The sequence below is a fragment of the Nonomuraea sp. 10N515B genome, assembly GCF_052245915.1.
Taxonomy (GTDB): Bacteria; Actinomycetota; Actinomycetes; order Streptosporangiales; family Streptosporangiaceae; genus Nonomuraea.
Genome location: NZ_JBQQBQ010000022.1, coordinates 102,318 through 120,750, shown reverse-complemented (window position 1 = coordinate 120,750; position 18,433 = coordinate 102,318). Strand labels below are relative to the sequence as shown.

The window sequence follows — 18,433 nt, the reverse complement described above, 5'->3', positions numbered from 1 at the left end:
GTGTGCAGGCAGGGCCGGAGGTCCCTGATTCATCGGGACGTTCGGCCTACCCGGCGGGCCAGGTTGCGGAGCGTCGGGGTGCTCGCGTCATGGTGCAGGGACGGGGAACGACGCCGCGAGGCTCTCTCCCCACTGCCTCGCCCGCTCCACCTCTCCCTCTACCAGAGGGCCCTGGCCGCCGGTGACGTAGAAGCTCTGAGCCGGCGCCACCGCTCCGATGCCGACGCGGCGCAGCCGCTTGGCGATGCCGCGAGCGGCCGAGCCCGGCATCCGCGGCTTGGCGATGCGGGTGTCGAACGCGGCCGAGCCCAACGCAGCCGAGGGCGTACACAGCGCGCCCAACCATTCCCGTACCCCAATGCCCGGCGAGATGAGCGGCCCGGTGGCCTGCTGGGCGGCGGACTGGCGGGTCGAGGCCCTGCTCAGGGAGAAGGCGTGCGTCGGCCCGCCCACTACGAGCAGCCCGACCTCCGGCTCCACCACAAAGGGTGCGGAGCCGACCTCGACCACCTCGGCTCGCAGCCGGGATGCCAGCCCTTCGGCCACCGCCTCGGCGATCTGCTTGGTGTTGCCGTACATCGATTCATAGACGACCAGCGCGTCCATCACGCGCCTCCTATCGGCTCTCGTGGGGCAGGACAGGTTCGAGGTGGAACATCCCGGTGACCACCTCAGCCGGCCCTTCGGCGGGCTTGGCCCGTCCGGCGACGGCCACCAGCACATCGTGAGCCGTGACCATCCCGACCAGACTGTCACCGGACACCACCGGCACCGCGTCGCATCCGGCGTCGAGCATCACGGCCGCAACCCGGACCAGCGGCGTGTCCGGCCGCACCCGAGGCCGACAGCCACGCCCCAGCAAGGCGCGGACCTGGCGGCTGGACTGCTCCTCGGGGCCACCCTGCCAGGACGCCGCGAGCTGCTCGCGGGTCAGGATGCCCAGCACATTCGTCCCGTCGACGACCGGCAGGTGGTGCACGCCGGCGCGACGCATCAGCTCCCACGCCATCAGCGGTGACTCGTCCGGCTTGACGGCCACCAGAACGTGGCTCATCACCTGACCGGCGGTCAACGACTCGATGTTCATGTCTCCTCCTGGATGCGAGGCCGTACCACCGCGACCGGGCAGGCCACGTGGTGCAGCACGCCGTGACCCACCGAGCCGCACCTCCAGCCTCACGACAACACGCTCGCCGCACCCGGGGACAAAGTCCCGGATAGGGGTGCCTTTGGTCCTCTCAGGCGCTGCGCAGGTCGAGCATGAACGCGGCGGCCAGCGCCGGCGCGCATGGCCAGGAGCCGGCACAAGCGGCACAGGCATGCGTGCTGTCGGCCCGGTGGATGTCTAACGCATCGGCGGCTCGCACGAAATACGTCTCGCTCAGCGGATCGTTAGGCCACGGGCACGCGGGCTCGCGCGAGATCCGGGACACGCATCCGCATGAGCGAGACGCCTAGCCCGTAGGTGACGAACCAGCCTTCCGGCTCGATTTCAATGACGCGGCAGGACGCCCGCCGCTCGCTAGGCAGCATGCGTGCCAGCTTCCTGCCTAGCTCGCCGTCCTCCAGGTTGCCCGCCGAGTGCACGACCGCCCTCCCATGGAAGCTGACGGTGGCGGGCGGGATGGGCGCGAGGAGCGACATGATGCCACCCCGGTGCACCGGTACGGTCACCGCGACCTGCCCGCTGAGCTCAATATGCCTGGCCTTCCAGCTGTCGGTCGCCACCACCACGTACATCCGGCGGCCGGCGACCATGTAGATGACGCCGCTGGATCTCGGCCGCCCATCCGGGGTGACGTGACCGACGACCGCGAACGACGCCTTGCCCAGCTCTCGCCACACCTGCTCGCTCGTCAGCTGCGACGCGGCACCCCGGCCACCGGCTCGGGCACCTTGAGGATCAACGGCTGTCGACATGACATACCTCTTCCCTCTCGGGTCACCCGTACGGCGACCCATCCCCTTGCTACCGGCCGGCTCCCGGCGCCGGATAGGGGCGAACGACCTGCCCGCCCTGGGACGAAAGCCTCGTCTTTCACTCCAGGGCGCCCCTCGATGATGTGGGATCTTGGTTGAGGATCGCGATCCCGTGCACCACCCGGCGGCCGACCATGAGTGCGGTGGCCGCAGGCCCGCCGCCGCACCGTGAGTGTCCCTATGCCGGTTCCTTCCGGGGCCGTACCACGGCGATCGGGCAGACCAGTTGGTGCAGCACCGCGTGGCTGACCGAGCCGAGCACCGCGGAGGCGAAACCGCCCAGGCGCGCGCGAGCCCACCACCACCAGGTCAGCGGTGCTGCCTGCCCTGACCAGAGCGTTCACCGGATGGGCGACGATCTCCTCGCCGGTGATCACGACGTCCGGGTTCTTCTCCCGCCAGCACGCCGCCCTCTCGCCTGCCGCGTGGATCTCCTGCTCGTAGACGTCCTCCAGCAGGGAGCCGCGTGCGGCCACGTACGGCGAGAACATCGGCACCTGCCAGGCGTAGACCACGTGCAGTTCGACGCCGCGGGCGCGTGCCTGGTCGACCGCGTACTGCATGGCGGCCTCTGAATGCGCCGAGCCGTCGTACCCCACGGCTATCCGACCGTGCTGCACCGCGGAAGGCCCGCGGACGATCATGACCTGACCGGTGGCGTGCCCGGCGACGCCCATGCCCACCGAGCCGACGACCATCCCGGCTAACCCGCCGAGCCCCCGGCTGCCCAGCACCACGCTGTCGGCCGATGCCGACTCACCGATCAGGGTGTCGATCACGTTCCCCGGCACCAGCTCCATCGTCACCTGGACGTCACGGGTCAGGTCCAGCGCCCCGGTCTGCGGCCGCCTGTAACACAGCCGCGCTGTACTTCGTCCCGTCGGCGGCGTAGGGCTCCTGCTCGCATACGTGCACGATCCGCAGGTCCAGCCCTCTGCGCTGCGCGTCGGCGGCGGCCCACTCCACGGTCGCCGTCGCCGGTGCGGATCCGTCTACGCCGACTACGATGTGCCTGAACATCACACACCTCCTTCTTCCGCCCCCAGACTCACGTGGCGACCGCAGCGGCGCCCGAGGCCGAGGTCCCGGATGCGGGGGCCGTTGGTCCTCTGGGCAGGTGCGTCCCGCGGTGCCGGTACACCCAGCGCACCAGGGCCGAGTCGAACCGGCCCGCCATCCAGCGCCCGACGAATCGCTCCACAAGCGTCAACCGTTCGCTTTTGGCGAGGTCGTCCGGCAGCGCGCGGGCCGGGCGGTGGTTGCCGCCCGGGCCCTTACCGGATGAGCCGTCACCCCTTGCGGGAACGCGCCGCGAACCGCATCCTGGCGATGGCCCGCACCGTCAGCAGGGCGACGACGGCGACCGTCAGCCCTCCAACAATGATCTTGTTGATGTCCACCGCGGGCTGCCAGCGCACATCGCCATCCTTGATCACGTACACGCCTGCGGGAGTGGCGCCGAGCCCGAACCCGCCACCTGAACCCTCGCCAGGCCGTTCCCCCTCCTGCTTGCCGCCGCCCCCGCCACCACCACCGCCGATTCGGGCGACCGGGATGACGGTGACGCCATCCTGCGTGACCGGTTCGCCGAAGACCCGCTCGACCCTGGCCACGTCCTTGACCGTGCCGCTCACGTCGATAACGTCCATCACTGCTCCTCGATTCTGAAGACCGGGTAGTACACGGCAACGCGTCGCAGCTCCGCGTGGGACGCGTCGGCGTCGACGCCGATGTAGTAGCGGGCCGCCCTAGCCGCGGCCCTGGGTGAGGCGCGGCCATCACGCCTGATGTAGGCACGGAGGACCGAGGGCCACTCCTCCGGCGGCACCTCGCGCAGGACGGGCGCGAGAGACACCTGCAACCGCCGCGGCGCCCAGGCCGTCGAAGATCCGCGCCCTTGATCAGCCATCTTCGCGCCTCCTTCATCCGCATCATGAGCGATATCGCCGCGGCGAGACAGGGGCGAAGGTCCCGAACACGAAGCCGACGGCCCACGGGCCAAACCCGCCCCTCATTAACGTCGCCAACGAGGGCTATTCCGGTGATCTGCTTCCTGGGCGACAAGACCGAAGCGGACGCGGAGAACCTGTCCTCTCACCGGCAGACGCTTGCCGTCGTCGTCTGGGGCGTCATCAGGTGTGGTCGGCGCGATTCCACCAGATCGTGGTCGCTGCGGCGCCGGCTGCTCCGGTCGCCGCCACTAGCAGCAGGCCGAGCGGGCCCGGCGGGTCCTGGCCTTCTCCGGCGATGCCGGCGTACAGGCCGGGCACCGACCACGGAAAGTAGGCTCCGTAGCCGAGCGCGGCGATCACCTGGGCGCAGAACACGAGGGCGAACAGGGCGCCGACGGCGGCCAGGTAGCCGCGGCCAATGCTGGCGGCCAGGGCCAGGGGCGTGGTGGCCAGCGCGGCCGCGGCCAGGAGGCGCCCGAGGCCGATAGCCGCGGTCGAGGCCGACCAGGCGGGCAGGCCGAGCAGGGCGCCGATGAGCAGGCCGAGCCCGGCCAGCAGGACGGCCAGCAGCAGCGCCCAGACGGCAGCGACGGCGAACTTGGCGGCCACGATGGCGGTGCGGGGCGTCCGACACACCCCACCGGCAGGGCCGATCGTCCCGATCCGTCCCCCGGTAGCCACCGGATCAGTCATCGGGCGCGCCCAACTCTCCGCGGCATGACGCCCGCCCTAAGCGCGGCGGGGTGGCCGACAGGGCTGTAGATGTTCAACCGGCTGCGCGTGACTCTATGGGACCTTCGGCAGGACCTCCGCCCCTGATGGGACGGGCCCGCGCAGGCCAGTGTCGACCTTGGGAGGTGCGTCATGACCACTGCACACCACACCATCGACCTCGCAGTCAGACGGTTGCTCGTAGCAGCCGGAGAAGCGCCGTCGGTGCACAACACCCAGCCGTGGCGGTTCGAGGTTCGCGGCGACGATGTGTTCGAGTTGCTGTCCGACTGGGACCGCTGGCTGCCGGTGAGCGATCCGCGCGGGCGCTCCCTGCACGTCAGCTGCGGGGCCGCGCTGTTCAACCTGCGCATCGCGGCTCGTGCCGCCGGACGCAGGCCGGACGTGCGGTTGCTGCCCGACCCCGAGAAGGCACCGGACCTGCTGGCCACCGTCGACCTCGAGGCACGCGGACTTCCGACGGCAGAGGCGCGGGAGATGTATGACCTCATCCCGGTCCGGCGTACCAACCGGATGCCGTACGACGAGCGGCTGATCCCGGCGCACGTGCTGAGCGCATTGCGTACCGCGGCCTCAATGGAGCGTGCCAGGCTCATCCTGCTGGATCGGCGCTCGGCCGACGACATGCTTGACTACGCCGCCCTGGCTCAGGACGAACTGGCCCGCGACAGCAAATACGTGGCCGAGCTTGCGGCCTGGACGAGCGGGCACGGCGTACCCTCCTACGTGCACGGACCGCTGGCCGATGGTGTCGTGGATCCGATCCGGGACTTCGGGCGCCGCGCCTGCAGCGCGCGTTTCGAGCCGCGCCCTCAGCTCGCGGTGCTCACCACTGCCGGGGACGAGCCGATGGACTGGCTGCGTGCCGGGCAGGCGCTGGAGCGGGTGCTGCTGGTGGCGGCCAGGCACGGGGTCTCGGCGTCGTTCCTCAACCAGCCGCTCGACCTGCGCGACATGCGACGCCACAGCGACCCGCACCATCGACGCGGTCACCCACAGATGATCATGCGGCTCGGCTACGGCCCGATCGCGCCTCGAGCCCCGCGCCGGCCCGTGAGCGAACTCCTGGTCGAGCACACCGGACGAACGGCTCAACGGCATGGGAGTTCCGCCCCTGCCCGAGGAGACACGTCCGCGATGCGATGAAGGCAGGCCGCCGGGGACACGGCCGCCCAGTTGATGACCACACCCGCCGTTACCATTCCCGCTACCACGCAGCCTCGTCGACGGCGCCACCGCGCTCAAGATCCACGGCCACTACGTGCCCGTACGAGCCGAGATCGTGAACCTGTCAGGGTCCTCCGTGCACTCCGACGCCGACGAGACCACCGCATGGCTGCGCACCGCCCGCCGGGCCCCGAAAGTGGCTTACGTTCACCGGGTGGCCGACCACCCGCTCGTTGGGGTGATTGGTCCTGCCCACAGGTGCTGTTGGTCCCGACCTCAGGTGTCGGAAGACCCTGCCCCTCGCCGACCAGGCCGGTTCAGGCTGGGCCAGGAGGGACCCGCTATCAGCGGTCATGGAAAGCAAGGGGGCCGAGATGAGACAGTCAATGATCGCGGGAATCGCCGCCGGATCGGTGCTCGCCACCGCCGCGGTGACCGGCGTCGCCATCGCCGCCAGCAACGCCCAGCCACCACAGGCCACCGGGTGGCATCAGAACGGACAAAACTACGGTCCGATGCGTGAAATGTGGCCAACGGGCCGGATGCACGGCATTCGCGTCGGCAGTGAGTTCGACTACCTGGCCGAGATGGTGGCCCACCACCAGGAGGCCGTCACCGCGGCCGGACAACTGCAGCACTCGAGCCGGGCAGAGATGCGCGCCCTGGGCTCCTCGATCGTGCAGACCCAGAGCGCCCAGATCGCCACCATGAAGAAGTGGCTGGCCGCCTGGTACCCGGGACGCTCGACAACGGTCGATTACCAGCCGATGATGCGCGATCTGTCCAAGCTGTCGGGCGATGCGCTGGACAAGGCGTTCCTGCAGGACATGATCCCCCATCACATGGCGGCGGTGATGATGTCCCAGCAACTGCTCATGCGCGGACAGGCGGAACACCAGGAGATCAGGGCGTTCGCGGCCAGTGTGCGTGACAGCCAGCACACCGAGATGTTTCAGATGCAGCAGTACCTGAGCGACTGGTTCGGCACCGACTGGTGGAACATGCCAGGCATGCGCGGCGGGATGGGCTGGTGACGACCCGGCGGGCCGAAAGTCCCGGTCTGGATCGGCACCGTCGCTCGCCCTGCCCCAACCCGTAGAGTCCCTCGCATTCTCAGGCGGTAGTCCCGTGATGGCCTAAATCCGCGAACTTTAGGACGTTCGCCGGTGTTACCGGGACATGGACAGTGTTCACGCTGGAATCAGGAGCACTCACGGGAAAAGAGATGATCACCATGCTCCCGATCCGCCCCTTCATCGCCACCGCGGCGGCCGCCTCGGCCATGGGACTGCTGGCCGTACCGGCGCAGGCTACCCAGCAGGCCGCCATCCCCACGCTGGTGGGCATCAGGGCCGCGCACCATTACGGCCTGGACCGACTGGTCTTCGAGTTCCGTGGCCGGGCGCCGGCCCAGCGCGACGTCCGCTACGTGACCAAGCTGATCGCCGACGGCTCCGGCCACACCGTCAACGCCGTCGGTAGCGCCCTGCTCCAGGTGCGCTTCGGCCAGGCCGACGGCCACGACGACAACGGAAAAGTCACCTACGGGCCTGCCCGCAGGACCTACGCGCTGCCCGGTGTCATCCAGGTCGTCACCACCGGGGACTTCGAGGCGACGCTGACCTTCGGGGTCGGTCTCGCCAAGCGGGTGCCCTTCCGGGTCTACACGCTCACCCAGCCGAGCCGCGTCGTCGTCGACATCGCCACCCCCTACCGGACCGTGCTGGTGCGCGACTACTTCCTCAACACGGCCAACTACAACATCGGGCGCAGGCCATAGTCAGCCGGATCATCGTCAAGGACTCCCATGGCCACACCGTGATGGAGATCCCCGTGACCGTCGGCGTGGTGGCGTTCATCGCCGCTCCCGTCGTCACCGCCGCCGCCGCGCTGGCCGCCGCCGCAGCCGAATGGACCATCCAAATCCACCGCAACCCCCAGGATGAGCAGGACCCGCCGCCGATTCCTCCAGCCTGAAGACCATTAGGGCGAGCTAGGACGTGGACCCGGCCACACGGCGCCGGAGTGGAGTGAGCCGTGTGGACGCCGGGCTCGCCGTAGCTCTGCGGAGCGGTAGGCGGTGTGGCGTTCATTCGTGAGCGAGCTCCGCAGCCACGTCTGGAACGTGCGTCTCCAGACGGGGCGGGCGGCGATAGCCCGTAGAAGGTGGTCGCTTCGGGATCTCCAGCGGCGTCCGCTGCACCTCCCGGTAGGGGATCGTGGACAGCAGGTGGGAGATCATGTTGATCCTGGCCCGCCGCTTGTCCCCGCTCTCCACCTCATACCAGGGTGCCTCCGGGATGTGCGTGTGGATCATCATCTCGTCCTTGGCCCGCGAGTACTCCTCCCACCGCGTGATCGACTCCAGGTCCATCTGCGACAGCTTCCACCGCCGCATCGGATCCTCCAGCCGGGCGCGGAAGCGCCGCTCCTGCTCGGCGTCGTCGACGGAGAACCAGTACTTGCGCAGCAGGATTCCATCCTCCACCAGCAGGCGCTCGAAGATCGGGCACTGGTGCAGAAACCGCGTGTACTCCTCCTGCGTGCAGAACCCCATCACCCGCTCGACCCCGGCCCGGTTGTACCAGCTCCGGTCGAACAGCACGATCTCCCCGGCGGCCGGAAGGTGCTCCACGTACCGCTGGAAGTACCACTGTGTGCGCTCGCGCTCGGTGGGCGCGGGCAGCGCGACGATCCTGGCCACACGGGGGTTGAGGTACTCGGCCACCCGCTTGATGGTGCTCCCCTTGCCGGCGGCGTCCCGCCCTTCGAAGATCACCACCACTCGCCGTCTCTCGGCCTTCACCCACTCCTGCAGCTTCACCAGCTCGGCCTGCAGCCGAAAGAGCTCCCTCTCGTACGGCTTACGCCGCAGCCTCTGGTCGGCCATAAGCGAACCCTTCCTACACGGCCGCTAATATGCTGCCGGACCCATCGTGCCAGGCCGACCGTAACGTACGGTCCGTCGGCTTGCGAGCTGAGGCAGCGGGGCTGCCTCGCTACAGCAGCGGAGGCACGACCATGATGTGCTCCGCGTCGCAGGCCACCTCGTACTCCACGTCGACGACGCCCTCGACGGCCCGCACCGCCTCTACCAGAGCGATGGCCTGAGAGCGCCGCCGCACGCGGCCGCTGACCCTCACGATGCCCTGGTGGACCTCGATGGTGAACGCCTTCGGGTCGGGGAGAACGGCTCTGACGTCCGCCTTCAATTCGGTGGCCGGGCGGGTGAAGACCCTTAGCACGTCACGTTGGTGCAAGGTGCCGGTGATCCTCCCGGTCACCGGGTCGATCACCGGCAGCTGCTTGATGTGCTTAGTGTGCATGAGCCGAGCCGCGTCCCGCGCGCTGGTGCCTGGGGTGACGCTGATCGCCGGGGAGGTCATGAGCTGGGCCGCCATCACGCCGGCCGCCTTCTCGTGCTCTCGCCGCTGCTTGCGGGATTCGAACATCGACACGCTGTGCCGTACCGTGTGCGTCTCCTTGAGCAGGAGATCGTCCTGCGACACCACACCCACCGGCCGCCGGTCGGAGTCGATCACCGTCACCGATGCCACCGCGAAAACGCTTCATCGCGGCCAGGATGTCGGCGAACGAGGCGTTCTCCAGCACTGCGATGGCCACACGCCCCATGACATCCTTGACTTCGATCGACATGACATCGCACCTCACTTTCACCTTTCGCAGTCCCCTCGAGGCGGCTGCGCCCGGCACCTCGAACGTCCCGGATGCGCAGGTCTCAGGTCCTTGCGCTAGGCACGGACCACCGCCACCGGGCAGTGGGCATGGTGCAGAACGCCGCGGCTGACCGAGCCGAGCAGCACCGACCCCATGGCGCCGCGCCCGCGCGAGCCCACCACCAGGAGATCCGCCCGTCCCGACGCGTCGGTGAGCGCCTCCACGGGATGCGCCGATTGCACATCCTCGATGATCTTCACTTGCGGGTAGTCCTTGGCGAAGGCCTCCAGCCGGTTCCTGACGACCTGATGCTGCGCCGTACGGACCTCGTCCATGTCATAGGCGATCCCCGGAGCTAACGCGTGCACCGGCAACTGCCAGGCGTGCAGCACCCGCAGTACGGCGCCCCGCAGCTCCGCCTGCTCGAAGGCGTAGGCGAGCGCGGGCCCGCACTCGGGCGAGTCGTCCACACCGATGACGACCTCGCCCTGGGGCGGCCGGTGCTCGCCCCGGACCACCACGACGGGGCAGTGGACATGCCCGGCTACATGGGTGCTGACGGAGCCCAGCAGCGCGCCGGCGAAGCCGCCGAGCCCGCGACTGCCCACCACGATCTCGGTCGCGTCTTTGGCCTGCTCACGCAGGACCACGGCAGGCGTGCCCTCAACCTGCTGCGTGGTGACGTCCACGGCGGGCTGGCGCTCGTGAACGAGTGCCTCGGCTTCGCGCAGGATTCTCCGCCCTTCGCGGAGCAGCACGTCGGGCAGCCCGACGTCAGGGTATTTGCCGATCTGGTACCAGCTGCCATCCATCGCACAAACCACCCGCAGCGGCACCCGCATGCGGCAGGCGTCGTTGGCCGCCCATTCCACCGCGGCCCGTGAGTTCACAGAACCGTCCACTCCTACGATGATCACGATGTGTCCCTCCTTGGTCGTACCTCCATCGAACGCTGCCCGCACCTGCCGGGTGCAGGGCCGGAGGTCGGTCGCTCAAGGGACGAAGGGCCCTGTCTGCCCAGCCACGAGATCGCGAGAGTAGCGTCATCACTGTGACCGTCACCACGGAGGAGAGATACGAATGACGACCCATGGCGATTCGCGTCCCGCCGCGGCCGAACCGGCGCTGGAGGTCCTCGATCGTGAGGAGTGCCTGCGGCTGGTGGCGCCGGGCGGCATCGGCCGGGTGGCGTTCAACGGCTCGTACGGGCCGACGGTGCTGCCCGTCAACTACAAGATCCACGAGGATGCCATCGTCTTCCGCACCTCCTACGGCGGCCCTATGGACCAGGACCTGCGCACCGGCCTGGAAGGTGTGGAAATCAAGATCGGTTTCCAGGTGGATCGGATCGACGAGGCTAGGCAGGAGGGCTGGAGCGTCCTCATCCAGGGCCCGGCGCACCATGTGCCGCCGGACGAGGTTCCCGATGTCGACGTGACCCCGTGGGCGGGTGGCGACCGCCCTCTGTATATCCGCATCGTCCCGCACCAGGTCACGGGCCGCCGCATCCACCGTCTATGAGGCCGCGGTCGGACAGCCCCTGAGCCGCCGGGTGTCGGCGGACTGCGACTCGTGCCTCAGCCGCTCTGTCACCACACCGATCGCCAAAGCCGTCGCGACCTTCTCCGCGGACGGCCGGTGACGGGCTTGCACCGCCGCGGCGGCCAGCAGCTCGGTCAGCGTCTGGTGGTCACTGGCCGCCGTGAGCGGGTGCTCATCTGCCCACGGCGCGCGTACGTGCACGATCCGCAGGACCACCCCGCGGCGAGCGGCATCGTCGGCCGCCCAGGCCAGCGCCTCGTACGACGATGGCGATCCATCGACTCCGACCACGATCGGCCTGTTCATCGCCGTCTCCTTGCATGGGTCCCCGATCCCCCATCGTCAGAACAGGCCTGGCACAAGCCGGGCCTCTAGAGGCCGAAGCCCTCCCTCATCAGAGACGACCATCCCCGGTCGGCGCGGGCTTGGCGGCCGTACGAACTCGGCGAGCCAGGTCGCACAGCGGCGGGGTGAGTATGGCGGCGCCGAGTGCCATGGCCCAGCCCAGCGGCGGGATCGGGGCAAGAGCGAGCAGTGTGCCCAGCGGCGGCACCAGCGTGACCAGCGCCTGCAGTGCGGCCGTCCCGCTCACGGCGACCAGTACCGCCCGGCCGTGCCACCAGCCGCGCTCGAACGTCCACCGGCGGGCCCGGGCCACGTAGGCGAGGGTGAGCCGGGCGAACACGAGGGTGAGCACGGCCTGGGTCCTGACCTGGTTCTCGTCCCAGCCGAGCCGTCGGGCGACCTCGACGGCGGCAACGACGAGCAGGCCGACGATGAGCGAGCGGATCCCGATCCTCACCAGGACCGATCGCGACAGCAACCCGTCCCGGCCGGGCCTGGTGGCGAGGGGATCGCCGGGGGCACGGTCGATGCCCAGGGCGATGGCAGGGATGCCGTCCAGGACCAGGTTGATCCACAGCAGTTGCACCGGCAGCAGTGGGATGACCAGGTCCGGCCAGGCGAACAGGCCGACCAGTACGAGGAAGATCTCGGCCAGGTTCCCGGCGAGCAGGTAGCCGATCATCGAGGCGACGTTGTGGTGCAGGCGGCGGCCCTCGCGCACGCCGGTCACGATCGTGCCCAGCTCACCGTTGGTGACCACCACGGCCGCGGCCTCGCGGGCCACGTCGGTGCCCTCCTCCCCCGCCATGGCCACGCCCACGTCCGCATGCCGCAACGCCGGCGCATCGTTGACGCCGTCGCCGGTCATCGCCACGACGTCGCCGCCGTCGCGCAGCGCCCGTACCAGATCCAGCTTGGTGGCCGGGTCGACGCGGGCCAGCACGCCCGCTTCCCGCAGGCGGACCGGGCGGTCCTCCCCGCCCAGCTCTGTCCCGGTCACCACTGGCTCCGGCTCGATGCCGACCTCCTCAGCCACCGCCCGGGCAGTGTCCGCGTGATCGCCCGTCACCATGATCACCCGGATACCGCCCGCCCGGGAGTCGGCCACCGCCTGCGCAGCCGAGGGACGGATCTCATCACTCAGCCCCACCAGGCCGACCGGCCGCAGCCCTGTCGCATCCAGATCGTCGGTGTCCCCCATAGCCAGGGCCAGCACCCGCAATCCACGCCTGGCCAGTTCTGGCACGGCGGCCGCCAACCGCTCGGTGGTCTCGGTCGCGGCGCATCGGGCGAGTATCACCTCCGGGGCGCCCTTCACAGTCAGCACCGGGCCGGCTGTGACCACGGCCATCGACCGGATGTCGGCGTCAAAAGGCCTGGTGACCATCCGAGGCTCCGTCGGCCGCACTCCGTGGCGCTCCGCCTCGACCAGGAGGGCCACGTCCACCGCGTCGCCGAGCCCGTCACGGGCGTCGTTGCAGCGCACCGCTGCCCGCCACAGGTCCATGCCCGGGACCTCCAGGTGGTCGGCCACCGCCAGGCGGCCGGTGGTCAGCGTGCCGGTCTTATCCGAGGCGATCACGGTAATGGCGCCCAGCGCCTGGATCGCCGACAACCGCCGCACGATCACCCCAAGCCGCGCCATGCGCTGCGATCCAAGCGCCAGCGCGGTGGTGACGGCCGCCGCCATGCTCTCGGGCACCGCCGCGATCGCCAGCGCCACCCCAGCCAGCACCAGGTCGAATGGCTCGATCCCGCCCCGGGTGAAGCCGAGCACCACCATGACCACACCGGCCGCCACGGCCAGCACGCCGATGCGCTTGGACACCTGGGCCAGTTCGACCTCCAAAGGCCCCTTGACATGGCCGTGCAAGGCCGACGCGATGCGGCCCACCTCGGTGGTGGTACCTGTGGCGGTGACCACCGCGCTGCCAGAGCCGCGCACGACCATGCTGCCAGAGAACAGCTCCCCGTCTCGGTCACCCAGCGGCCCCTCCGTCAGCCCTCCGGCGCGTTTGCCCGCCGAGCGCGACTCCCCCGTCAGCATCGACTCGTTCGCCGCCAGCGAGGCCGCCTCGACCACCCGCGCATCGGCGGGCACCCGATCGCCCGCCGCCACCTCCACCACGTCGCCGACGACGACCTCGGCCGCCGGAATCCGGCGCACGACGCCACCTCGGCGTACCTTGGCCATCGGCGCGGTCAGCATCCGCAGCGCCCGGACCGCCTGCTCCGCCTTGACCTCCTGACTCAGCCCGATGACCACGTTGACGACCAGGATGGCGAGGATGGCCGCGCCCTCGGGCACCTCGCCCAGCACCACCAGCGTGACCAGCCCGGCGATCAGCAGCAGGAGCGACAACGGGTCGGCGAGCTGACGCATCGCACGCAACGGCAGCGAAGGTTGCTTCGGCTCCGGCAGCTCGTTGGGCCCGTGCTCGGCCAGCAGCCGAGCGGCCTCCTCATCGGCAAGCCCGGCGAACGCATGCGTAATGGCATCCATGTCCCCACCAGATCATCCCCGGCAGTGAGGCCGCGCGAGCCGAAAGCCCTCTTCGAAAAGGACCTTCGGCCCGACCCCTGCGTAAATGTCTCGCATCGCGTTGAGGTCACCTCGTACGTTATGGGTGACGGGCACGTCCACGCCCAGCGCAAAAGTGTGGTCGTGACAACGCCCCCAACTGAGCCGTCGCCAAGCCGTCTTTCCAGGCCATCCTCGTCGTTTGCCTCTTCTCCGCGTCCACCTCGGAAGGATGCCAGTGCCTTTGGTCCCCGAGACCCGGGACATTCGCCGCTACTCAGGCGAAACGTCGGGCATGCACCCTGGGGTTGTTCAGTAGCGTGGAGGTGAATCCATCATGATCGGTGGACGGATGGTCATGGAGGCGCCGGCACTCGATGTCGAGTTGCTGGCGCTGAAGAAGCGGCTCAGCGACCTGGAAGAGCAGGTCCGTACGCTGACGGCAGCGAACCTCGCCCTCGTACGGAGTGTGGAAGACCTCCGCCACACCTATGCCGGCCTGCCCCTTGAAGTGTGAGCCGTTGCCTGTCGAGTCGTTCGACTGAACCCCTATAACCCATTCTCGGCAGGTGCACGCCCCACAGAGCCCGGGGCGTGGCGGTAGGGTCTGTGGGTTCGCAACCACGGCCAGGGGCGGCTCCTACTTCTGGGCGTGCCCATTGACGACACTGAAGCCCGGCGAACATGTGTGCGGGCCGTGCGGCGCGCGAGGAGGCACGGCGAGGCTGTCCGGGGCCTTGGCCCTGGTCACCGGCGGAACCAGCGGGATCGGCAGGGCCGCCGCAGTGGCCCTGGCCGGGATCGGCGCCCGTGTGGCGCTGCCGGGCCGGGATGCGGAGCGCGACGCCCGGGTGGTCAAGGAGATCCAGACCGCGGGCGGTGAGGCGATCTTCCTCGTCGCCGCGCTGGCGCCGGGAATGGCCGAGCGCGGGCACGGCGCGATCGTCAATGTGTGCGGTCCTCGGGTGAGGTGTAGGCGCAGTTCAGGAAGCGGCATGGGTAGGCCTGGTCGTGTATGAGCTTCGCGCAGGCCACGGTCCCCCACAGGCGCCGGTGCAGCAGCGCCGCGGTGAGCGCGCCGAGTGTCGGTGCCACGAGGTATACCCACAGTCCCGTCCAGGTGCCGCCGACCAGCGCGGGGCCGATGCTGCGCGCGGGGTTCAGGCTGGTGCCGGACACCGGCGCCTCGGTGAACACCAGTACGGCCATGAGCGATGACGCGGCGGCCGCGGTGTACGGCATCAGGCGCGGGCGGTCGACGAAGGTGAGGATAAGCGTAAGGAGCAGGAACGTCATCACGGCCTCGGCGACCAGCGCGGTGGCAACGCCGCCGAGCCTGGGTACAGTCGCGCCGACCCGCACGCTGGCCGCCGCGCCGTCCCACGCCAGAAGCGCCGCCAGCGCGCCGGTGATCGCGCCCGTCACCTGCGCTGCGGCGTACTTCAGCGCCGAACCAGACGTCATCTTGTCCAGCATCCAGAACGCGGTCGTGACCGAGGGGTTCAGGTGGCCGCCGCTGATCCGGCCAAGTGGCGAGTAGATGATCCCCGCCGCCGAGGTGGCGATCAGGACGCCCGTCAGGAGCCTCCGCAGATCCTCGTTCGGCACCGTATCGACGAGCGGCGAGCCGGGTGCGAAGCCTGCGACGATCGCGCTGACGACGAGCAGGAGCAGGAGCGCCGTGCCGGCGAACTCGGCGGTGACCTCACGCCATCCGACCATCGCCGTTCCCCCGGCCCGCGCCGGCCGCCCCGCCGGCCCGCGCGGTCCGTTCGGCCTCGTCGATGGCCCAGGCGGCGTTGATGAGCCCGATGTGGCTGAACGCCTGCGGGAAGTTGCCGAGCAGCTCGCCGCTCCTGGGGTCGACCTCCTCCGACAGCAGGCCCACGTCGTTGGTGTACGCGGCGGCTCGCTCGAATGCCTCCCTGGCCCGGCCGACCTGCCCGGACATGGCGAGCGCTTGCGCCAGCCAGAACGAGCACAGCAGGAAGGTGCCCTCCTCGCCGGCGAGGCCGTCGATGCCGTCCGCGGTGCGGTAGCGGTAGACCAGGCCCTGGTCGTCGGTGAGCCGGTCCGTGACGGCGTCGATCGTGGAAAGCACTCGCGGGTCACCCGCGGGAAGGAAGCCGACGATCGGCACCATGAGGGCGCTGGCGTCCAGCTCGTCGGAGCCGAAGGCCTGCGTGAACGCCCCTACCCGGTCGTTCCAGCCCTCGCGCAGCAGGGTTTCGCGGATCTCGGCGCGGGTCCGCCGCCAGGACTCGACACGCTCCTGCGCCCGTAGGAGGCCGGCGAGGGCGATGCCGCGGTCCAGCGCCACCCAGCACATGAGCTTGGAGTACAGGAAGTGCAGCGGTTCCCCGCGTATCTCCCAGATGCCCTGGTCCTTTTCCATCCAGCGCTCGGCCGCGGTGTCGGCGCAGGCGACGAGGAAGCGCCGGACGTCGTCGTCGATGTCGCCGATCTGCCGTTCGAGACGCATGGCCGCATCGAGCAGCTCGCCGTACACGTCGATCTGCCGCTGGCTCCACGCGTCGTTTCCGACGCGTACCGGTCGGCTGCCGCGCCAGCCGCGCAGGTGCGGCAGGGTGCGCTCGCTCAGGTCGTGCTCGCCGCGGACGCTGAACATGATCTGCAGCGCGCGGTCCTTGCCCAGGGATGGGGCGGCGGCGGTGAGGAAGGCGAAGAAGTCGCTCGCCTCGTCGGGGCAGGCCGCGACCCACAGGGCGCCCATGGTCAGTGACGCGTCCCGTACCCACGTGTACCGGTAGTCCCAGTTGCGCTCGCCGCCGGCCCATTCGGGCAGCGACGTCGTGGCGGCCGCGACGATCGCGCCGCTGGGCTGGAAGGACAGCGCCTGCAGCACCCGCCCGCTGTGGTGCACCAGGTCGCGCCACGGGCCGTCGTAGGCCTGGTGGAGGCTGGACCACGACTGCCAGGCGACGATCGTGTCGTCCAGCCGGGCCGCCAGTTCCGCCTGGTCCCACACCCGCGAGGGAGTCTCCTGCAGCGTCGAGTGGTGCATCCCGAAGTGCCGTGTCTCGCCCTCTCGCACCGTGAACACGCCGTATCCGCTGCAGTCGCCGATGCCGAGAGGGACCGGCGTGGTCAACACGAGCCACTCGGCGCCGCCGCGGGCGGTCACGCCGCCGTCGACGACGGACAGGATCGGGTAGATCAGGCCGTACTCCGGCCGGGGCCGGTACTCCATCTCCATCGGCACCTCGCCGCCGACGCCGGACACCCGTCGGGCGAGCAGGTGCGGCACACCGACGCCAAGCCGGTGGCCGCCGTCGTCCGGGCCGGTGAGCAGGGCGTCGGTGAGAACGACCGTGCCGCTCCCGGTGCGGAAGGTGGTCTCCAGCACCATCGTCTGCGGTAGGTAGCGGCGCGTCGTCTCATACGGGACGGCCGGGCGGATCGCCCAGTGCCCGGCCTCGTCGTCCAGCAGGCGGGCGAAGACGGACGGCCCGTCGAACCGGGGGAAGCACAGCCACTCGGCCGATCCGTCCCGGCTGATCAGGCCGGCGGAATGGCGATCGGACACCAACGCGAGGTCGGCGATGGGTGTGGTGCTCATCAGTGCTCCCGGCTGCCATTGGCATCAAGAACTGGTCGAACTGTCCGCACTGGCTCCTGGCGATGTCGTCAATCCCGACATGGCGGTGCACATCTCTGCCGTTGGACTGTCCTTCGCTCAGCACGGGCCAAGTCGCTCCGCGGACGTCGACGCGCTGGCTCGACCGACCGGCCGAACACCCCTGGCATTCCGCCAGTACGTCCGCGCCGATCCCGACGCCTTGTTTCCGACCGACCGGCCCAGCGGCACGACCCTGCCCGGACGGCGTACGATCGTGGGCGCCGGATACCAGGGCATCGAGTTCGCCTCAATCGACCGCAGGTTCGGTTCACAGGTCACCGTGTTCGAAGCCGCTCCGATAATTCTGGGGCGTGAGGAGGGCCGGGCGGCATGACCGGCACATCCCTCATGGCTGGGGTCCGTCCTACGGGTCCGCGCCACCGGCGGCTTGCAGGGCGTCCGCGGCCGTCAGCAAGGAGGCTCCGAGGAGCACGACGTCCTTCACCAGGAACTGCCCCGCGAAGGACAGCTTCGGTTCCCCGCTTGTCTCTTGCCACGCCTCGGGCGTCGTAGCCAGGAAGCTGAGGGTGGTGGCGAACATGCCGACGGCGGCGAGGCTGCCGAGGGCTGACGCTCTCGGCGCAATCGGTTTTGCTCCGATCAGCGAGCCCAGAACAATTTCAGTGACGCCGATCAACCTAGCGACCTTCTTCTCCCCCAATCTGGCGATAAGCCACGAGAGCGGGGGGCTTGAGCTTACGAGGGGACGAATATTTTCTACCTCGTAGTCTTCAAATTTTATTCGCCCAATCTCCAGAAGGTTTATCACAAGTCCATACCGAACTGTCGAAATCCCCACACTACGCACTATTTCGCCGATGCGGTGCATTTCCATGAAATCCTCCCCTAATGCGTCGTTTATATCGCCCAGTGTAG

Annotated in this window: 24 protein-coding genes and 1 pseudogene; 9 read left to right on the top strand and 16 right to left on the bottom strand. The window is 69.4% G+C overall.

Features of this window, described 5'->3' with window-relative positions; genetic code table 11:
- Nucleotides 1–87 precede the first annotated feature (87 nt).
- From ACTWQA_RS30085 to ACTWQA_RS30050, 8 genes are all read right to left on the bottom strand, one after another.
- On the bottom strand, nt 88–606 hold the full coding sequence (locus ACTWQA_RS30085) for a flavodoxin family protein (protein ID WP_443162415.1): 519 nt from the start codon (nt 604–606) through the stop codon (nt 88–90).
- Between the two features lie 10 nt (nt 607–616).
- Complete coding sequence (locus ACTWQA_RS30080; RefSeq protein ID WP_443162414.1) at nt 617–1,087, bottom strand: CBS domain-containing protein; 471 nt, start codon at nt 1,085–1,087, stop codon at nt 617–619.
- Nucleotides 1,088–1,392: 305 nt separating this feature from the next.
- A complete protein-coding gene (locus ACTWQA_RS30075) occupies nt 1,393–1,845 on the bottom strand; it encodes a pyridoxamine 5'-phosphate oxidase family protein (protein ID WP_443162413.1) in 453 nt (150 codons plus the stop codon).
- Between the two features lie 11 nt (nt 1,846–1,856).
- Nucleotides 1,857–2,780: a universal stress protein gene (locus ACTWQA_RS30070; protein ID WP_443162412.1), complete on the bottom strand. Its 924-nt coding sequence runs from the start codon at nt 2,778–2,780 to the stop codon at nt 1,857–1,859.
- Nucleotides 2,781–2,793: 13 nt separating this feature from the next.
- A complete protein-coding gene (locus ACTWQA_RS30065; protein WP_443162411.1) occupies nt 2,794–3,000 on the bottom strand; it encodes a universal stress protein in 207 nt (68 codons plus the stop codon).
- Between the two features lie 269 nt (nt 3,001–3,269).
- A complete protein-coding gene (locus tag ACTWQA_RS30060; protein ID WP_443162410.1) occupies nt 3,270–3,629 on the bottom strand; it encodes a spore germination protein GerW family protein in 360 nt (119 codons plus the stop codon).
- Nucleotides 3,629–3,889 carry a hypothetical protein gene (locus tag ACTWQA_RS30055; protein WP_443162409.1) on the bottom strand — a complete coding sequence of 87 codons (261 nt, stop codon included), beginning with the start codon at nt 3,887–3,889 and terminating at the stop codon, nt 3,629–3,631. The genes ACTWQA_RS30060 and ACTWQA_RS30055 overlap by 1 nt, the downstream gene beginning before the upstream one ends.
- 223 nt (nt 3,890–4,112) lie before the next feature.
- On the bottom strand, nt 4,113–4,625 hold the full coding sequence (locus tag ACTWQA_RS30050) for a hypothetical protein (RefSeq protein WP_443162408.1): 513 nt from the start codon (nt 4,623–4,625) through the stop codon (nt 4,113–4,115).
- Nucleotides 4,626–4,796: 171 nt separating this feature from the next.
- Between ACTWQA_RS30050 and ACTWQA_RS30045 the strand changes: the two genes are divergently transcribed.
- The 5 genes and pseudogenes from ACTWQA_RS30045 to ACTWQA_RS30025 all read left to right on the top strand — a co-directional run bounded on the left by ACTWQA_RS30045 (nt 4,797) and on the right by ACTWQA_RS30025 (nt 7,808).
- A complete protein-coding gene (locus ACTWQA_RS30045; RefSeq protein WP_443162407.1) occupies nt 4,797–5,810 on the top strand; it encodes an Acg family FMN-binding oxidoreductase in 1,014 nt (337 codons plus the stop codon).
- 115 nt (nt 5,811–5,925) lie between these two features.
- Nucleotides 5,926–6,030, top strand: a pseudogene (locus ACTWQA_RS30040) (MBL fold metallo-hydrolase RNA specificity domain-containing protein); the annotation flags it as partial.
- 187 nt (nt 6,031–6,217) lie between these two features.
- Nucleotides 6,218–6,865 carry a DUF305 domain-containing protein gene (locus ACTWQA_RS30035; protein WP_443162406.1) on the top strand — a complete coding sequence of 216 codons (648 nt, stop codon included), beginning with the start codon at nt 6,218–6,220 and terminating at the stop codon, nt 6,863–6,865.
- Nucleotides 6,866–7,056: 191 nt separating this feature from the next.
- Nucleotides 7,057–7,611: an AMIN-like domain-containing (lipo)protein gene (locus tag ACTWQA_RS30030; RefSeq protein WP_443162405.1), complete on the top strand. Its 555-nt coding sequence runs from the start codon at nt 7,057–7,059 to the stop codon at nt 7,609–7,611.
- Nucleotides 7,612–7,652: 41 nt separating this feature from the next.
- Nucleotides 7,653–7,808, top strand: coding sequence for a DUF4342 domain-containing protein (locus ACTWQA_RS30025; RefSeq protein WP_443162457.1), 156 nt, complete (start codon nt 7,653–7,655; stop codon nt 7,806–7,808).
- Between the two features lie 112 nt (nt 7,809–7,920).
- Here ACTWQA_RS30025 and ppk2 read toward each other — a convergent pair whose 3' ends face one another.
- The 3 genes from ppk2 to ACTWQA_RS30010 form a co-directional block, all read right to left on the bottom strand.
- Entirely contained in the window at nt 7,921–8,721 is an 801-nt protein-coding gene (ppk2, locus tag ACTWQA_RS30020) for a polyphosphate kinase 2 (RefSeq protein ID WP_443162404.1), read from the bottom strand.
- A gap of 109 nt (nt 8,722–8,830) precedes the next feature.
- Nucleotides 8,831–9,388, bottom strand: a complete 558-nt coding sequence (locus ACTWQA_RS30015) for a CBS domain-containing protein (RefSeq protein ID WP_443162403.1) — start codon at nt 9,386–9,388, stop codon at nt 8,831–8,833.
- 195 nt (nt 9,389–9,583) lie between these two features.
- Entirely contained in the window at nt 9,584–10,426 is an 843-nt protein-coding gene (locus tag ACTWQA_RS30010; RefSeq protein ID WP_443162402.1) for a universal stress protein, read from the bottom strand.
- A gap of 163 nt (nt 10,427–10,589) precedes the next feature.
- Between ACTWQA_RS30010 and ACTWQA_RS30005 the strand changes: the two genes are divergently transcribed.
- Nucleotides 10,590–11,030, top strand: coding sequence for a pyridoxamine 5'-phosphate oxidase family protein (locus ACTWQA_RS30005; protein ID WP_443162401.1), 441 nt, complete (start codon nt 10,590–10,592; stop codon nt 11,028–11,030).
- Here the strand turns inward: ACTWQA_RS30005 and ACTWQA_RS30000 are convergent.
- Together ACTWQA_RS30000 and ACTWQA_RS29995 are read right to left on the bottom strand one after the other, a co-directional pair.
- A complete protein-coding gene (locus ACTWQA_RS30000) occupies nt 11,025–11,357 on the bottom strand; it encodes a universal stress protein (RefSeq protein WP_443162400.1) in 333 nt (110 codons plus the stop codon). The genes ACTWQA_RS30005 and ACTWQA_RS30000 overlap by 6 nt on opposite strands.
- Before the next feature lie 88 nt (nt 11,358–11,445).
- Nucleotides 11,446–13,899, bottom strand: coding sequence for a cation-translocating P-type ATPase (locus tag ACTWQA_RS29995; RefSeq protein ID WP_443162399.1), 2,454 nt, complete (start codon nt 13,897–13,899; stop codon nt 11,446–11,448).
- Between the two features lie 355 nt (nt 13,900–14,254).
- Here ACTWQA_RS29995 and ACTWQA_RS29990 point away from each other — a divergent pair, with 355 nt between their 5' ends.
- Both ACTWQA_RS29990 and ACTWQA_RS29985 read left to right on the top strand, forming a co-directional pair.
- Nucleotides 14,255–14,434: a hypothetical protein gene (locus ACTWQA_RS29990; protein ID WP_443162398.1), complete on the top strand. Its 180-nt coding sequence runs from the start codon at nt 14,255–14,257 to the stop codon at nt 14,432–14,434.
- A 52-nt stretch (nt 14,435–14,486) separates the two neighbouring features.
- Nucleotides 14,487–14,936, top strand: a complete 450-nt coding sequence (locus tag ACTWQA_RS29985) for an SDR family NAD(P)-dependent oxidoreductase (RefSeq protein WP_443162397.1) — start codon at nt 14,487–14,489, stop codon at nt 14,934–14,936.
- On the opposite strand, the gene ACTWQA_RS29980 is transcribed toward ACTWQA_RS29985, so the two are convergent.
- Together ACTWQA_RS29980 and ACTWQA_RS29975 are read right to left on the bottom strand one after the other, a co-directional pair.
- Nucleotides 14,863–15,639: an MIP/aquaporin family protein gene (locus ACTWQA_RS29980; RefSeq protein ID WP_443162396.1), complete on the bottom strand. Its 777-nt coding sequence runs from the start codon at nt 15,637–15,639 to the stop codon at nt 14,863–14,865. The two genes, ACTWQA_RS29985 and ACTWQA_RS29980, sit on opposite strands and share 74 nt — an antisense overlap.
- Entirely contained in the window at nt 15,623–17,497 is a 1,875-nt protein-coding gene (locus ACTWQA_RS29975) for a glycoside hydrolase family 15 protein (protein ID WP_443162395.1), read from the bottom strand. The genes ACTWQA_RS29980 and ACTWQA_RS29975 overlap by 17 nt, the downstream gene beginning before the upstream one ends.
- Here ACTWQA_RS29975 and ACTWQA_RS29970 point away from each other — a divergent pair.
- Nucleotides 17,481–17,891 carry an NAD-binding protein gene (locus tag ACTWQA_RS29970; protein WP_443162394.1) on the top strand — a complete coding sequence of 137 codons (411 nt, stop codon included), beginning with the start codon at nt 17,481–17,483 and terminating at the stop codon, nt 17,889–17,891. The two genes, ACTWQA_RS29975 and ACTWQA_RS29970, sit on opposite strands and share 17 nt — an antisense overlap.
- A 30-nt stretch (nt 17,892–17,921) precedes the next feature.
- On the opposite strand, the gene ACTWQA_RS29965 is transcribed toward ACTWQA_RS29970, so the two are convergent.
- A complete protein-coding gene (locus ACTWQA_RS29965; protein ID WP_443162393.1) occupies nt 17,922–18,392 on the bottom strand; it encodes a YkgB family protein in 471 nt (156 codons plus the stop codon).
- Nucleotides 18,393–18,433 lie beyond the last annotated feature (41 nt).

Bases quoted from the DNA above. Each gene is read 5' to 3' on its own strand.
- ACTWQA_RS30085 (WP_443162415.1), bottom strand. From the start codon at position 606: ATGGACGCGCTGGTCGTCTATGAATCGATGTACGGCAACACCAAGCAG.
- ACTWQA_RS30080 (WP_443162414.1), bottom strand. From the start codon at position 1,087: ATGAACATCGAGTCGTTGACCGCCGGTCAGGTGATGAGCCACGTTCTG.
- ACTWQA_RS30070 (WP_443162412.1), bottom strand. From the start codon at position 2,780: ATGGAGCTGGTGCCGGGGAACGTGATCGACACCCTGATCGGTGAGTCG.
- ACTWQA_RS30065 (WP_443162411.1), bottom strand. From the start codon at position 3,000: ATGTTCAGGCACATCGTAGTCGGCGTAGACGGATCCGCACCGGCGACG.
- ACTWQA_RS30060 (WP_443162410.1), bottom strand. From the start codon at position 3,629: ATGGACGTTATCGACGTGAGCGGCACGGTCAAGGACGTGGCCAGGGTC.
- ACTWQA_RS30055 (WP_443162409.1), bottom strand. From the start codon at position 3,889: ATGGCTGATCAAGGGCGCGGATCTTCGACGGCCTGGGCGCCGCGGCGG.
- ACTWQA_RS30050 (WP_443162408.1), bottom strand. From the start codon at position 4,625: ATGACTGATCCGGTGGCTACCGGGGGACGGATCGGGACGATCGGCCCT.
- ACTWQA_RS30045 (WP_443162407.1), top strand. From the start codon at position 4,797: ATGACCACTGCACACCACACCATCGACCTCGCAGTCAGACGGTTGCTC.
- ACTWQA_RS30035 (WP_443162406.1), top strand. From the start codon at position 6,218: ATGATCGCGGGAATCGCCGCCGGATCGGTGCTCGCCACCGCCGCGGTG.
- ACTWQA_RS30030 (WP_443162405.1), top strand. From the start codon at position 7,057: ATGATCACCATGCTCCCGATCCGCCCCTTCATCGCCACCGCGGCGGCC.
- ACTWQA_RS30025 (WP_443162457.1), top strand. From the start codon at position 7,653: ATGGAGATCCCCGTGACCGTCGGCGTGGTGGCGTTCATCGCCGCTCCC.
- ppk2 (WP_443162404.1), bottom strand. From the start codon at position 8,721: ATGGCCGACCAGAGGCTGCGGCGTAAGCCGTACGAGAGGGAGCTCTTT.
- ACTWQA_RS30005 (WP_443162401.1), top strand. From the start codon at position 10,590: ATGACGACCCATGGCGATTCGCGTCCCGCCGCGGCCGAACCGGCGCTG.
- ACTWQA_RS30000 (WP_443162400.1), bottom strand. From the start codon at position 11,357: ATGAACAGGCCGATCGTGGTCGGAGTCGATGGATCGCCATCGTCGTAC.
- ACTWQA_RS29995 (WP_443162399.1), bottom strand. From the start codon at position 13,899: ATGGATGCCATTACGCATGCGTTCGCCGGGCTTGCCGATGAGGAGGCC.
- ACTWQA_RS29990 (WP_443162398.1), top strand. From the start codon at position 14,255: ATGATCGGTGGACGGATGGTCATGGAGGCGCCGGCACTCGATGTCGAG.
- ACTWQA_RS29980 (WP_443162396.1), bottom strand. From the start codon at position 15,639: ATGGTCGGATGGCGTGAGGTCACCGCCGAGTTCGCCGGCACGGCGCTC.
- ACTWQA_RS29970 (WP_443162394.1), top strand. From the start codon at position 17,481: ATGGGTGTGGTGCTCATCAGTGCTCCCGGCTGCCATTGGCATCAAGAA.
- ACTWQA_RS29975 (WP_443162395.1), bottom strand. From the start codon at position 17,497: ATGAGCACCACACCCATCGCCGACCTCGCGTTGGTGTCCGATCGCCAT.
- ACTWQA_RS29965 (WP_443162393.1), bottom strand. From the start codon at position 18,392: ATGGAAATGCACCGCATCGGCGAAATAGTGCGTAGTGTGGGGATTTCG.